The organism is Spongiactinospora gelatinilytica (assembly GCF_003236385.1).
Classification (GTDB): Bacteria; Actinomycetota; Actinomycetes; order Streptosporangiales; family Streptosporangiaceae; genus Spongiactinospora; species Spongiactinospora gelatinilytica.
This window is the reverse complement of the sequence record NZ_POUA01000217.1, coordinates 1-12,909: the sequence shown is the minus strand read 5'-3', so window position 1 is coordinate 12,909 and position 12,909 is coordinate 1. Positions and strand designations below refer to the sequence as shown.

Genomic DNA, 12,909 nt, shown 5'->3' with positions numbered 1-12,909 from the left:
GGGAACATGAGGTCGAGAGGGGTACTGCCGCAGAGGTGAGGGGAGAGCGGGTTGTCCACCGACGAGGTCCTGCCTACAAATCCCGTCCCTGGCAAGGTGTCGTCCGTGGGTTCTGGGTTTGGGGAGTCGTTGCCTTCCGGGCCGGAGTTCGTGGCGGATCCCTATGGTTTCTACGCTGAGTTGCGTCGTTCGCGGCCCGTTCATTTCGTGCGGTTCCGCAACGGCCTCTATGCCTGGCTCATCACCCGCTACGCGGATGCGCGGCTGGTGCTTTCCGACCCCCGTTTCAGCAAGGACCCCGGCCATGCGCCTTCCGACTGGCGGGAGGCCGGGCGGGGGAAGCCGCTTGAGGATCGTTCGGGATTGGGGGCGCATCTGCTGACGTTCGATCCGCCTGAGCACACTCGGTTGCGGGGCGTGGTTGCCGGGTTCTTTCAGCGGCGCAGGCTGGCGGCGAAACTCGGCGGTGTCATCGAGGAGACCGTGGAAATGCTGTTGGCGCGGATGGCCACGGCCGATGAGGTTGATCTGATAGAGCGGTTCGCCGCGCCCATGCAGGCCACGGTGATCTGCGAAATGCTCGGGATTCCGGCCGCGCATCGCGCGGACTTCGGGCGGTGGTGCGATGATGTCGTGATCTCTCGTGGGACCGGCGGTGAAGCGCGCGTCGCGGCCATGGGCAAGCTGGTGGAGTACATCACCGGCATCGTGGAGGAGAAGGCCGCGGCGCCCGGTGACGATGTGATCAGTGCGCTGGCGGACCCGGATGGCGAGCTGACCCGGGACGAGGTCGTTCCGATGATTTTCCTACTGCTCGTGGCCGGATATGAGACCACGATCAACCTGGTCGGCAATGGAATGCTCGCGCTCATGCGAAACCCCGGGCAACTGTCGTTGCTGCGCGGCCGGCCCGACCTGCTGGAGACCGCCATTGAGGAACTGCTGCGTTATGACAGCGTCACCGAGTTCTCCACCTGGCGGTTCACGCTGGAGCCGGTGCGGATCGCCGATACCGTGATTCCCGCGGGGCAGCCGGTGCTCGTCGCCCTGGCCGCCGCCAATCGTGACCCGGACGCGTTCGCCGACCCCGACCGGCTCGACCTCCAGCGTGCCGACAACGCCCACCTGAGTTTCGGGCACGGCGTCCATTACTGCGTCGGCGCGGCCCTGGCCCGATTGGAAGGGCGGATCGCCATCGGCGGGCTGATCCGGGCGTTTCCCGAAATGGCGCTCGCCGTCCGCCCGGAGGAACTGGAGTGGAAGTCGAGCCTGACGGTCCGGGGCCCGGTACGGCTGCCGGTTCGCCTTCGATCCCGCTGAGAAGACCTGCTGAAGAAGACCCGACGATCAGGCGTACTGCGCCGTGAATTCGGCCGAGGGCGGGATCGGCGTGATGACGTCGATGAGCACGTCGTCGGGGTCGGCGACCATGAAATGCCGCTGGCCGAAGTCCTCACTGCGCAGCGGCAGTTTCGGTTCCAGGCCCGCGCAGAGGACCAGGCGTTCCCATTCGGCGTCCACATCCACGACCTCGAAGTTCAGCAGCAGGCCCTGCGCCGGCCGCCGGTATCCCTCGGGGATGGTGGGGTGGGTGTGGTCGAGCAGCGCCAGCTCGTAGGCGGGGTCGCCGGGGCGGCGCAGGCTCACGTACCAGTCCGCCTCGAAGGTCGGCTCGAAGCCGAACAGGCCCGTGTAGAAGTCGCGTGACTCCGCGATGGCGCGCGTGCAGATCACTGGATAGAAGCCGGTCAGTCGCATGGTTGCTTCGTCCCCCTGTCACACATTCACATACCGTCGGTATGTCACGCTACCGTAGGAACATACCATTGGTATGTCAACCGAGGCGGCACGGCAGGCAGGCAGGCGATCATGGGACCCACGAGCCGGGCACACCAGCGTGAGCAGACGATCCGCACGCTGGTCACCGAGGCCAGGCGGCTCTTCGCCGGACGCGGGTACGGCGCGGTCGGGCTGGCCGAGATCGTCGCCGCCGCCGGGGTGACCAAGGGCGCGCTCTACCACCACTTCGACGGCAAGGCGGGGCTGTTCCGCGCCGTCCTGGAACAGGTCCAGCAGGAGGTGGCCGCGCGGGTCGCGGCGGCGGCGGAGCGGCACGACGACCCGTGGGAGCGGTTGACGGCGGGTTGCCGGGCCTTCCTGGCCGCCGGTTCGGATCCGGAGGTCCAGCAGATCATGCTGGTGGACGGCCCGGCCGTGCTGGGGTGGAGCGAGTGGCGGGCGATGGACGAGGCGGCCTCCGCCCGGCACCTGGCCGAGGCCCTACAGGGGCTCATCGACGACGGCACCATCGCCTTCCAGCGCGTCGAACCCCTCACTCACCTGCTGTCCGGCGCGATGAACGAGGCCGTACTGTGGCTCGCCCGCCCCGGCCCGGACGGCGACCACCCAGACCACCCAGACCACCCAGATCATCCAGACCACCCAGACCACCCAGATCATCCAGACCACCCACGCGACCTCGCCGACACCATGGCCGCGCTGACCCGAATGCTGGAGTCCCTGCGTAGCTGACCTCGGTCAGGGGGCGAGCACTCCGGCTCCGGCGAGGGATTCGGTGGGCGCGGGGCCGTCGGCCGCGCCCGGCTCAGGGCGCCAGAGGGCAGGGCTGACCAGGCCGGGCGGCAGCAGCTCGAAGCCGGTGAACAGCTTCTCGATCTCCTGCCGGGTACGGGCGGTGACCGGGGTGGCGGTCCGCCGGTAGACGGACGTGCCGGTGGTGACCTCGTCGGCGGGCATGGTGTCGGTACAGGCGTGCGTCAGTACGAACCACGACCCGGGGGCGCACGCGTCGCGCAGGGTCGCGACGATCCGCAAGGGGTCGTCGTCCCGCCCGATGAAGTGCATGACCGCCACGGCCAGGATCGCCACCGGACGGCCGAAGTCCAGCAGGTCACGGACCTGCGGGTGGTCGAGAACGGCGGCCGGGTCGCGGAGGTCGCCGGGTACGGTCGCCATCCCCTCGCCGCGCAGCGACTCATTGCCGTTCGCGATGACGTGCGGATCGTTGTCGACGTAGACGACGCGCGCGGCGGGCCGGGACCGGCGGGCGACCTCGTGGGTGTTGGGGGCGAGCGGCAGCCCGCACCCGATGTCCAGGAACTGGTCCACTCCGGCCTCCGCCGCGTGCCGTACGGCGCGCAGCCCGAACGCCCGGTTGGCGACCGCCGCCTGACGGACGGTGGGGTACTTGGACTCCAGCAGCGCGGCGGCGGCGCGATCGGCGGCGAAGTTGGTGTCGCCGCCGAGTAACGCGTTATAGATCCGCGCCGCGCTCGCCTGGTGGCCGTCGTCGGGGGCTTCGGTCACGGGGCTCGTCCGTTCTGTTGGTGGCCGGGGGAAGCGCCACCATGCTACTCAGCGGGTCGGTCGTCGCCGGTGGTGATGATCAGGCGGTAGTTGGCGGAGGAGCCGTTCGCGCGGAAGGTGATCACGTACAGGCCCGCCGCGGCCGAGGGCGAGGCGTAGAACACGACGTAGATGGGGTTGGGGTTGGACAGGCCGACCGTCACCCCGGGCGGGGCGCCGGAGACGCTGATGAGGTCCACCGGCTCGTCGGAGTGCAGGATCGTTTTTGTCGAGCCGCCCGGCGAGACGGTGCCCGAGGTGGGGGTGAGCGAGATTCCGAGGTGCGCGGGGGCGGGGGCGGCCGTCGCCGCGTCGGCGGTCGTGGTGGTGAGGCCCAGGCCGAGTACCAAGGCCGCGATCGTGGCCACATTGTGGAGAACTCGCATGTCAGGTACCTCCGTTGGCACCGAATGTGCGTTCGGACGCACTCACGATGACACCGGGCGACGGCCCCGCCTACCCCACGATTGCCCCATAACCGGCGGCTATGGCGGCCCTTCGAGCGGCCCTTCGAGCAACCTTGTCCACGTTGTTGACGATGCTCTGGGGCGGCGACTAACATCGTCTCTACCGAAGACGACGAAAGAAAAGGTGCGCCATGACCGAGTCCTACCTCGGCGTGCTCGGGATCGCCGACGCGCTCGGGGTGAGCCGGCATGCGGTGCACAAATGGCGCTCGCGCTATCCGGGCGATTCGAGCCACCCGTTCCCCGAGCCCGACGTCGAGGTGGACGGGGCGCCCGGCTGGCGGCCCGGGCGGCTTGACGAGATCGTCCAGTGGCGCAACGGCCTGCCCGGACGCGGTACGGGCGGCGGCCGACCCACCGCCGCACGCCAGGAATACCTGCGGGCGGCGGCAGAACGCGGCCTGGAGCGTGATGAGGCGATCCGCGCGCTGGTCACGTTCACCGAAGAGTTCCCGGAAATGACCGAACCGGAGATCTGTGCCTGGCTGATCGACCACTGGCGCAGGTAGCACTCACGTAGCACTCACTTCAGTACCAGAACCGAAGGCGATGACGCATGCCCGAAATCGGCGGAGAGACCGCACCGGGATTTGAAAGAGTGCGGGAGGCGTTCGCGGCCAATCTGGCCGGCGGACAGGAGATCGGCGCCGCCGTCGGCGTCTACCTGCACGGCGAGAAGGTCGTGGACCTGTGGGGCGGCGTGGCCGACCCCGGTACCGGCCGGCGCTGGGAGCGCGACACCCTCGCGGTCGTGTTCTCCACCACCAAGGGGGTCACGGCCGCCTGCGCGCACCTGCTGGCGCAGCGCGGCGAACTCGATCTCGACGCGCCGGTGGCGGAGTACTGGCCGGAGTTCGCGGCGAACGGCAAGGAGCGCATCCCGGTCCGGTGGCTGCTCACCCATCAGGCCGGGCTGCCGGTGATCGACCGGCCGATCACCCCGGCGCAGGCGCTGACCTGGGAACCGATGGTGACCGCGCTGGCCGCGCAGCGCCCGGTCTGGGAGCCGGGCACCGCGCACGGGTACCACGCGCACACGTACGGCTGGCTGGTCGGCGAGGTCGTGCGCCGGGTGAGCGGGCGCAGCGTCGGCGCCTTCCTCGCCGAGGAGATCGCCGCCCCGCTCGGCCTGGACCTGTGGATCGGGCTGCCCGAATCGGAACAACACCGGGTCGCCCGGATCGTCGTGCCGCCGCCCGCCCCCGGCGGGCAGGCCGCGATCGACCTGGACTCCGTCCCGGAGCCGGCCCGCGAGATGATCGCGGCCTTCACCGACCCGGCATCGCTGAGCATGCGGGCCATGTCCGTGGTCACGCCCATGCTGAACCACGACGACCCCGCCGAGCAGCGGGCCGAGTTCCCCGCCACCAACGGCATCTGCACCGCCCGCGCCCTGGCCCGCTGCTACGCGGCGCTGATCGGCGAGGTGGACGGGCACCGCATCCTCACCCCCGAGACCCTGGCGGCGGCGACCGCCCTCCAGGTCAGCGGCAAGGACGAGATCCTGCGTACGCCGGTCCGGATCGCCACCGGTCTCGGCCTGCCGATGCCCGGCCTGTTCTGGCACAGCCCGACCGCCTTCGGGTTCGGCGGGTACGGCGGGTCACTCGGCTTCGCCGACCCGGCGACGGGGCTCGCCTTCGGGTACGTCATGAACCACATCCAGGAGGGTGTGCCGGACGCTCGCGCCGCCGGCCTCCTGGCCGCCGTCCAGCAGGCGATCAAGGCGCACGCGTAGGTACAGGCACAGGCACAGGCCTAGCGGTTGCCATCGCCGCCCCGGCCTGTCAATACCCGGCTGCCTGATAATAAATCGACAGTATTCTCACCTGGTGGCCTGCTTTTTCGCATGATGCGAATCAGATCCGCCTTCGCGGATACTGGGCGATTCATACCGAATGCTGAGAACGGGGTTGACGAAGATCGGGGCCCAAGTAAAACTCTGAGCATGGGGTTAACGCAGATATGGCGCAAAGAATGGACGGCGGGCTGGACGACGCTCGCACCCTTCAAACTGTACGGCGGATATTATCTGCTGTCGTACAAGAGCGGGGCGGGAAACGCCGATCTCAGCAGGTTCCGCAAGGACGGCGAGTACGACGGGGTGTGGCAGGCGGGGTGGACGACGGGCTGGTCGACGCTCGCCCCGTTCGAGCTGTACGGCGAGTACTACCTGCTCTCCTACAAGTCCGGGGCGGGAAACGCGGACCTCAGCAAGTGGGGTAAGGACGGGTCCTACAGCGGCGTATGGCAGCACACCTGGACCACCGGCTGGACGACGCTTACCCCGTTCGAGCTGTACGGCGAGTATTACCTGCTGTCCTATAAGGACGGTTCGGGCGAGGCCAGCCTGGACAAGTTCGGTAAGGACGGCTCCTACGCCAATGTGTGGCGGCACGGGTGGTCAACGGGCTGGACGACCCTCGCCCCCTTCGAGCTGTACGGCGAGTACTACCTGCTCTCCTACAAGAGCGGGACGGGCGAGGCCAGCCTTGACAAATTCGGTAAGGACGGCTCCTACAGCAATGTGTGGAAGCAGAGCTGGACGACCGGCTGGACGAACGTCGTCCCGTTCCGGGCGGACGGCGAGTACTACCTGCTGTCCTACAAGAACGGCTCGGGCGAGGCGGACCTGAGCAAGTTCCACAAGGACGGCTCCTGGAGCGGCGTCTGGCAACAGGGCTGGACGACCGGCTGGACCACCCTCACCCCGTTCGAGCTGTACGGCGAGTCCTACCTGCTCTCCTACAAGAAGGACGCTGGAACGGCCGAGCTGGACCGCTTCGACTTCTGACCCGTGCCCCTGTGTCCCTGTGTCCAAGGACCCGGACGAGCCTTCAGCGCCTTCAGCGGCCGGCCGGGTCCTTGGCGGTGAACAGGTAGTTGCGGTGGGCCGGGGACAGGCCGGGGACCTTCTGCCAGGTGCCGTTGCGCCAGGCGCGCATGGCGTAGCCGTGGTCGGCGAGCCAGGACAGCAGGTCGCCGGTGTGGGTGCCGTAGCGGGACAGGTGGCGCTGCTCGACCTCAAGGAGCAGGGCGGGGGCGCAGCGCTCGATGAGGGCGGCGCCGCCTACCAAAACCTGGAGCTCTCGGCCTTCCACATCGATCTTAATGAAATCCACCTGGCCGATGCCGGCGCTTTCGCACAACCCGTCGAGCGTGCGCATCGCCACCACGACCTCGATATGTTCGTCGAACTCGCGATTTTGGCCGAGCCCGAATGCGCCGGAAACGACGAATGAACGTCCGGTGACCATTCGGCCATTCCGCAGCGGCACGCTCATCACCGATTTTCCCTCCGTTTCGCCGAGGGCCAGCGCGTGCCTGACGACATTCGGGTGGTCGCGCAGGCCGAGGAGCCGGGAGGGCACGGCATGCGCGAAGACAAGCGGCTCCACACTGTGTACCACGCCGCCGGGGCCGACCGCACGGGCGAGTTCGGCCGTGTAGAGACCGGCGGCCGCGCCCACGTCAACGCAGGTGCCGCCCGGTCCGGTAAGGCTTCGCACACCGAGCAGTTCGCTTTCCAGCCACGGCGTGAACCGGGCCAGCGAACGCACGCCCAGGCTCACCGCGGCGGCCTTCACCTGGAAAAGCTCAGGGGCGCCCTGGCGTGGTCCTGATTTATCCGATCCCTCCTTCGACGAAGGCATGCCGATACCCTCCTTCACACCCTCTCCGCACCACCAGAAAATAACCGCCAGCGCCGCTCCGCGTCGTCCCCCACAGGCGGGATGAATCGGCTGGCTCGAACGCGCCACCCGCTTCTCACGGTGGCTCTGCGGAGCTACGCCACTGCCCGTCTCCGAGCCTGGCCGGTAATGTGTCGTGGGTCGATTTGTTTTCGCGAGGGAGCGTGATGAGTGCGCCCGCGATCAGAACAATCGGGTTGACCAGGCGGTTCGGCGAGGTCTCCGCGCTGGACGGAGTGGACATGGAGGTCGCCGCGGGCTCGGTGCTCGCGCTGCTCGGCCACAACGGCGCGGGCAAGACCACGCTCGTCGACATCCTGGCCACGCTGCTGCCCCCGAGCGGCGGCCGGGCCGAGGTGGCGGGCCTGGACGTCGTACGGCACGCCGCGCGCGTCCGCCGCCGGATCGGGCTGATCAGGCAGGACACGGCGGTCGATCAGGCGCTCAGCGGGCCGGCGAACCTGGAGTTCGTGGCCCGGCTGCTGGGCGCGGGCCGGCGGCGGGCCCGGGAGCGGGCCGCGGAGCTGATCCGGCTGTTCGGCCTGCGCGAGGCGGCGGAACGCCCGGTACGCACCTATTCGGGCGGCATGCGCCGGCGACTCGATCTCGCGGTCGGCGTCGTCGGCCGTCCGGCCGTGCTGTTCCTGGACGAACCGACCACCGGTTTGGACCCGGCGGGCCGGATGTCGCTGTGGGAGACCATCGGCCGGCTGGCCGCGGAGGGCACGACCGTGCTGCTCACCACCCAGTACCTGGAGGAGGCCGACCGGCTCGCCGACCACATCGTGGTGCTGGCGTCCGGCCGGGTGGTCGCCTCGGGGACGGCGGCGCGGCTCAAGGCCGCCGTCGGCGACCGATGCGCGCACGTCACCCTGGCCGGGCCGGAGGACGTCGCCGCCGCCGCGGCGGCGCTGCGGGCGGGCGGGTACGCCCCGGTGCCCGACCCCGCCCGCCGTACGGTGACCGTGCCGATGGCCGCCGCCGCCGACGTGCCCGCGGTGGTCCGCCTGCTGGACGGCACCGACATCACCGAACTGAACCTCACCGGACCCACCCTGGACGACGTCTACCTCGCACTGACCCAACGAGAGGAGAGCCGGGTATGACAGCGGTCGCCCAGGTGGAGCAGTGGTCGCACCCGGGGTCGTTCACCCAGCTCCGGCTGCTCACCGCGCGCCAGCTCCGGCACGCCTTCGCCGACCGCAGGGCGGTCGTGCTCAACCTGGTGCAGCCGCTGGTCATGCTGACCCTGTTCGGGCAGATCTTCGGCAGCATCGCCGGGCCCGGCGCGCTGCCCGGCGGGGTCCGGTACCTGGACTACCTGATGCCCGCGCTGCTGGTCACCACCGGCATCGGGGCCGCCCAGCACGCCGGGATCGTGCTGGTCAGGGAGATGGGCACGGGCATGACGGCACGGCTGCGGTCGCTGCCGGTGAACCTGCGCCTGGTGCTGGTGGCCAGGGCGGTGACGGATCTGACGCGGGCCGCGCTGCAACTGCTGGTCCTGCTGGCCTGCGGGGCGGCGCTGTTCGGGTTCGTACCGTCCGGGGGCGTGCCCGGGATGGTCGGGGCCCTGGTGCTCGCGCTCGCCGTCATCTGGTCGCTGATCTGGGTCTTTCTGCTGATCGCCGCCTGGCTGCGCAGCCTGGAGGTGCTGACCGGCATCGCGTTCTTGGTGACGTATCCGCTGATGTTCGCATCCAGCGCGTTCGTCCCGGTGGAGAAGCTGCCCGGCTGGCTCCGGGCGGTCGCCACGCTGAACCCGGTCACGTACGCGATCGACGCCGCGCGGGACCTGACCATCGGCGGTGGCTCGGCGGCGTCGCCGGCCGTCGGGCTGGCCGCCACCGCACCGCTCGGCGTGGCGGCCATGCTGGCGGCCTTCCGCGCCTTCCGCCGCCCCCTCAGCCGCTAGAACCGCCCTCTCAGCCGCTAAAAGCCACGGGCCGCGCGGTGGATGCGGGGCGCGATGGCGATCTCCGCGTTGACGCCCTTCTCGATCACCGCGAGGTTGTGATAGACGTGCAGCCCGGCCGTATCCGCCCCCACGGAATCCTCATCGCCCTCGCCCCACTCGCGGTGGTGAATCCGGTCGATGAGGCTTTTGAGCAGTGCCACGGACGTACCGGGCGCGCCCGGGTCGGTCCCGTCGCCGCCGTACCCCGGGCAGTACGACGACCACAGGTCCTCGATCGCGTAGCAGCCCCCGGCCCGCACATGCGGAAACAGCTCCTCGAACGCGGTCAGCACGTGCTCGCCGACATGGCTGCCGTCGTCGATGACCACGTCGAACGGCCCGTACCTGGCCGCCAGCGCGCGCAGCCGCCCCCGGTCGGCCTGCGAGCCGACGAGCGTGGTGAGCCGGGGCGCGTCCAGCCCGCCCTTGGCCGCGACGTCCAGCCCGAAGATCAGGCCCCGGCCGAAGTACCGGCGCCACACCCGCAGCGACTCGCCGCCCGCGTCCGGATCGTCGTAGCCGCCGATGCCGATCTCCAGCACCCGCACCGCGCGCTCGCGCAGCCCGCGGAAGTGGAGGTCGTAGTGCGGCGCGAACCAGTGGACCAGTCCCCACTTGTCGCAGTCCGCGGCGACCGTGAGTTCCTCCAGGTCAGGGCGGCGGGTGCGGGTGGCGAGCACGGTGTCCACCGCCCGCCGTACCGCGGACTTCAGCTCGTGCGGCGCGATGCCGTCCGCCGCGATGATCTCGGGCCAGGCGGCCTCGTCGATCGCGACCTCGCACCAGCCCGCGCGGCGCGCGGCACCCGGGCCGAACAGGCCGCGGGCGGTCTCCTCCAGCCGCGCGGTGAGGGTCGCCGCCACCGGTACCGCCCCGGCGGGCTCGACCACAACCCCCCGGTACGGCACGCAGCGCAGCACTCGGCTCCACCGCTTGCCCTCGTGCAGCAGGTCCAGCCGCAGCCCGACCTCGTGCCCGTGGGCGGGCACGCCGCAGCGGAAGGCCATCTCGTCGGCGAGCAGCGCGGCGACCTCCCCGGCCCCGGCCCGCTCGATGGTGCCGGTGAGCGCCGCAGGGTCGCCGTCGGCCACCGCGATCAGCGCCGCGGCCAGCTCGGTGGCCTGGTGCGCGTCCATCATGCCTGCCGCCTCACAGCATCGGGTCGGTGACGTCGAGCCGGAACTCCCCGGTCCCGAACAGCACGAAGGCCCGCTCGGGATCGTTGGCCGCGTGCGCGCGGCCCGCGTGTACGTCGCGCCAGGCGCGCTCGATGGCGTTGCCGCTGCGCAGCGACCGGCCGCCGGAGTTCTCGAACAGCAGCTCCATCGCGTAGACCGCGCGCTCGGTGGCCCGCACCTGGTCGCGGCGGAGCCGCCTGCGCAGGTCCATCGGGATCGGCCGGCCCGCCTCGGCCAGCAGGTACGCCTCGTCGATGTTGCGCATGAGCTGGAGCCAGCCCGCGTCGATCTCGCTGGCCGCCCGGGCCACGCGGATGTGCGCGAACGGGTCCAGCGCGACCCGCTGCCCGCCGTAGGAGACCCTGACCCGCTTGCGCATCATCGCGACATGGGCCTGGTAGCCGCCCTGCGCGATGCCGAGCAACGGCGTGGAGATCGTGGTGCTGAGGATCGCCGGGAAGGGCAGCCGGTACAGCGGCGAGTCGTTCAGCTCCTGGCCCGGCCCGCGTACGTCCGACAGTTCCCGCCAGCTCAGCGTCCGGTGCGCGGGGACGTACGCGTCCTCCACCACGACGTCGTCGCTGCCGGTGCCGCGCAGGCCGACGGCGTCCCAGACGTTCTCCACCGAGTAGTCGGCGGCGGGCAGCAGGAACGTCAGCCGGTCGGTCTGCCTGCCGTCCTCGTCGCGCGTCGAACCGCCGAGCAGTACCCACTGGCAATGCCGGACGCCCGAACAGAAACTCCACCGGCCGGACAGGCGATAGCCGCCCTCGGCGGGCGTGACCGTGCCGGTGGGGGCGTAGGAGGAGGCCATCAGCGCGTCGCCGTCGCCGTCCCACACGTCGTGCTGGGCCTGCGGCGGGAACAGCGCGAGCTGCCATGGGTGTACGCCGAGCACCGCGCTGACCCACGCGGTCGAACCGCAGACGCCGCCGAGTTCCCTGACGCACTCGTAGAAGTCGCGCGGGTGGCACTCCAGCCCGCCGAAGGCGGCCGGCTTCAGCATGTCGAACAGCCGGGACTCGACCAGGTCCTTGATGGTCGCGGCGGGGATGTCGGCCTGGCTCTCGGCCTGGGCGACGCGTTCGGCTAGGCGGGGCTTGAGTTCGGTGATGGTGTCGATGACGGCCATGATTCGTCCTGGTTGTCGGTGTCGTTTAGGTGGGTGAGTTCGGCGGCGACCTCGGCGGCCTCGGGGTGATCGAGGCCGGACAGCAGGCGGTGCGCCTCGCGCAGCGCGTCCCCGGCCGCGGGCAGGTCGCCGAGGTGGCGGCGGGAGGCGGCGATCCGGCGCAGGGCCAGCGAACGGTAGTAGGCGTTGCCGCCGGCGGCCTCGATGACCTCGATGGCCCGCTGGTAGTGCGCGACGGCGTCCTCGTGCCGGTCCAGGTCGGCGGAGGCCCTGCCGCAGGTGTGGTGCCCGGCCGCCGTGCCCTGGGGGTTGTCCAGCGCCTCGAACAGGGTGATGGCGGCGCTCGCGTGGGCGAGGGCGTCGCGTGGCTCGCCGCGCAGCGCGCACAGCCGGGCCAGCGAGGTGAGCGCGCTCGCGCGTCCGTCGTCGTCTTCGGCCTGCTCGAACGCCGTCAGCGAGGTCCGGGCGTGGGCGGTGGCCTCGGGGAGCCGGCCCAGGCGTTCCAGGGCGTAGCTCAGGGACAGGTGGGTGTGGGCCAGGCCGTACCGGTCGCCGGCGGCGGCGAACGACTCCAGCGCGGCGGACGCCGACTTGATGGCGTCCTCGTGGTGGCCGAGCCTGAGCCGGCAGCGGCACAGGTTGCGCAGCAGCCGCCGTTCGGCGTCGTCGTCGCCGAGGGCCCGGGCCTGGGGGATGGCCAGCTCGGTCGTCCACAGCCAGTCGTGCCAGTGTTGCCGCTCGGCGAAGTACGTGGTCAGGGCCCAGGTGAGCTGCCAGGCGTGGACGGAGGGGCCGGACTCGGCGGCCCGTACGATCACGCGCAGCAGTTCCTCGTAGTTCGCGTCCAGCCAGGCCAGGGCCGCCGCCGCGGTGCGGAAGGAAAGCGCGTCCTCGCTGGTCACGGCCTGTCCGGGGGCCAGCGTCCGCCGCCCGGGCGCGAGCGCCCGATCCGCCGCCAACGCGGTCGCGGTCAAGAACGCCGCTTTCAGGTCGTCGTGAGGGGGGCGGCCCATGGGACTCCTCCCTTTTCGTCCGCGGTCGCGAGGGTGACGCAGGTCAGGGTGTGGACGAGGGTGGCATGGCAGGTGCGGGAGAGGCGCAGGGCGTCGGGCTGTCT

The 12,909-nt window shown here is 70.6% G+C and carries 14 protein-coding genes; 7 read left to right on the top strand and 7 right to left on the bottom strand.

What is annotated here, in order from left to right; genetic code table 11:
* Window positions 1-51 precede the first annotated feature (51 nt).
* Window positions 52-1,320, top strand: coding sequence for a cytochrome P450 family protein (locus C1I98_RS24460; protein ID WP_199537182.1), 1,269 nt, complete (start codon window positions 52-54; stop codon window positions 1,318-1,320).
* 27 nt (window positions 1,321-1,347) lie between these two features.
* On the opposite strand, the gene C1I98_RS24455 is transcribed toward C1I98_RS24460, so the two are convergent.
* Entirely contained in the window at window positions 1,348-1,758 is a 411-nt protein-coding gene (locus C1I98_RS24455) for a VOC family protein (RefSeq protein ID WP_111169767.1), read from the bottom strand.
* A gap of 111 nt (window positions 1,759-1,869) precedes the next feature.
* Here C1I98_RS24455 and C1I98_RS24450 point away from each other — a divergent pair, with 111 nt between their 5' ends.
* A complete protein-coding gene (locus C1I98_RS24450; protein WP_111169766.1) occupies window positions 1,870-2,532 on the top strand; it encodes a TetR/AcrR family transcriptional regulator in 663 nt (220 codons plus the stop codon).
* Window positions 2,533-2,538: 6 nt separating this feature from the next.
* Here the strand turns inward: C1I98_RS24450 and C1I98_RS24445 are convergent, their stop codons facing one another.
* Window positions 2,539-3,327: an SAM-dependent methyltransferase gene (locus tag C1I98_RS24445; RefSeq protein ID WP_111169765.1), complete on the bottom strand. Its 789-nt coding sequence runs from the start codon at window positions 3,325-3,327 to the stop codon at window positions 2,539-2,541.
* A 44-nt stretch (window positions 3,328-3,371) separates the two neighbouring features.
* Window positions 3,372-3,752 carry a hypothetical protein gene (locus tag C1I98_RS24440; RefSeq protein WP_146607603.1) on the bottom strand — a complete coding sequence of 127 codons (381 nt, stop codon included), beginning with the start codon at window positions 3,750-3,752 and terminating at the stop codon, window positions 3,372-3,374.
* Between the two features lie 212 nt (window positions 3,753-3,964).
* Here C1I98_RS24440 and C1I98_RS24435 point away from each other — a divergent pair, with 212 nt between their 5' ends.
* From C1I98_RS24435 to C1I98_RS24425, 3 genes are all read left to right on the top strand, one after another.
* Window positions 3,965-4,342, top strand: coding sequence for a hypothetical protein (locus C1I98_RS24435; protein ID WP_111169763.1), 378 nt, complete (start codon window positions 3,965-3,967; stop codon window positions 4,340-4,342).
* A gap of 89 nt (window positions 4,343-4,431) precedes the next feature.
* Window positions 4,432-5,571 (top strand): serine hydrolase domain-containing protein, encoded by a 1,140-nt coding sequence (locus tag C1I98_RS24430; protein ID WP_233508141.1) that lies wholly within the window; start codon window positions 4,432-4,434, stop codon window positions 5,569-5,571.
* A gap of 210 nt (window positions 5,572-5,781) precedes the next feature.
* A complete protein-coding gene (locus C1I98_RS24425; protein ID WP_111169761.1) occupies window positions 5,782-6,627 on the top strand; it encodes a hypothetical protein in 846 nt (281 codons plus the stop codon).
* A gap of 52 nt (window positions 6,628-6,679) precedes the next feature.
* Here C1I98_RS24425 and C1I98_RS24420 read toward each other — a convergent pair whose 3' ends face one another.
* Window positions 6,680-7,504 carry an FkbM family methyltransferase gene (locus C1I98_RS24420; protein WP_199537181.1) on the bottom strand — a complete coding sequence of 275 codons (825 nt, stop codon included), beginning with the start codon at window positions 7,502-7,504 and terminating at the stop codon, window positions 6,680-6,682.
* Between the two features lie 188 nt (window positions 7,505-7,692).
* Between C1I98_RS24420 and C1I98_RS24415 the strand changes: the two genes are divergently transcribed.
* Window positions 7,693-8,631, top strand: a complete 939-nt coding sequence (locus C1I98_RS24415; protein ID WP_111169760.1) for an ABC transporter ATP-binding protein — start codon at window positions 7,693-7,695, stop codon at window positions 8,629-8,631.
* Window positions 8,628-9,440, top strand: a complete 813-nt coding sequence (locus tag C1I98_RS24410) for an ABC transporter permease (RefSeq protein ID WP_111169759.1) — start codon at window positions 8,628-8,630, stop codon at window positions 9,438-9,440. The genes C1I98_RS24415 and C1I98_RS24410 overlap by 4 nt, the downstream gene beginning before the upstream one ends.
* Window positions 9,441-9,457: 17 nt before the next feature.
* Here the strand turns inward: C1I98_RS24410 and C1I98_RS24405 are convergent, their stop codons facing one another.
* The 3 genes from C1I98_RS24405 to C1I98_RS24395 are packed head-to-tail and all read right to left on the bottom strand — an operon-like array spanning window position 9,458 to window position 12,805.
* Entirely contained in the window at window positions 9,458-10,621 is a 1,164-nt protein-coding gene (locus C1I98_RS24405) for a class I SAM-dependent methyltransferase (RefSeq protein WP_111169758.1), read from the bottom strand.
* Between the two features lie 10 nt (window positions 10,622-10,631).
* On the bottom strand, window positions 10,632-11,792 hold the full coding sequence (gene hsaA, locus C1I98_RS24400) for a 3-hydroxy-9,10-secoandrosta-1,3,5(10)-triene-9,17-dione monooxygenase oxygenase subunit (RefSeq protein WP_111169757.1): 1,161 nt from the start codon (window positions 11,790-11,792) through the stop codon (window positions 10,632-10,634).
* On the bottom strand, window positions 11,750-12,805 hold the full coding sequence (locus C1I98_RS24395) for a tetratricopeptide repeat protein (protein ID WP_111169756.1): 1,056 nt from the start codon (window positions 12,803-12,805) through the stop codon (window positions 11,750-11,752). The genes hsaA and C1I98_RS24395 overlap by 43 nt, the downstream gene beginning before the upstream one ends.
* Window positions 12,806-12,909 lie beyond the last annotated feature (104 nt).

Bases quoted from the DNA above. Each gene is read 5' to 3' on its own strand.
- C1I98_RS24455 (WP_111169767.1), bottom strand. From the start codon at position 1,758: ATGCGACTGACCGGCTTCTATCCAGTGATCTGCACGCGCGCCATCGCG.
- C1I98_RS24450 (WP_111169766.1), top strand. From the start codon at position 1,870: ATGGGACCCACGAGCCGGGCACACCAGCGTGAGCAGACGATCCGCACG.
- C1I98_RS24440 (WP_146607603.1), bottom strand. From the start codon at position 3,752: ATGCGAGTTCTCCACAATGTGGCCACGATCGCGGCCTTGGTACTCGGC.
- C1I98_RS24435 (WP_111169763.1), top strand. From the start codon at position 3,965: ATGACCGAGTCCTACCTCGGCGTGCTCGGGATCGCCGACGCGCTCGGG.
- C1I98_RS24425 (WP_111169761.1), top strand. From the start codon at position 5,782: ATGGGGTTAACGCAGATATGGCGCAAAGAATGGACGGCGGGCTGGACG.
- C1I98_RS24415 (WP_111169760.1), top strand. From the start codon at position 7,693: ATGAGTGCGCCCGCGATCAGAACAATCGGGTTGACCAGGCGGTTCGGC.
- C1I98_RS24410 (WP_111169759.1), top strand. From the start codon at position 8,628: ATGACAGCGGTCGCCCAGGTGGAGCAGTGGTCGCACCCGGGGTCGTTC.
- C1I98_RS24405 (WP_111169758.1), bottom strand. From the start codon at position 10,621: ATGATGGACGCGCACCAGGCCACCGAGCTGGCCGCGGCGCTGATCGCG.
- hsaA (WP_111169757.1), bottom strand. From the start codon at position 11,792: ATGGCCGTCATCGACACCATCACCGAACTCAAGCCCCGCCTAGCCGAA.
- C1I98_RS24395 (WP_111169756.1), bottom strand. From the start codon at position 12,805: ATGGGCCGCCCCCCTCACGACGACCTGAAAGCGGCGTTCTTGACCGCG.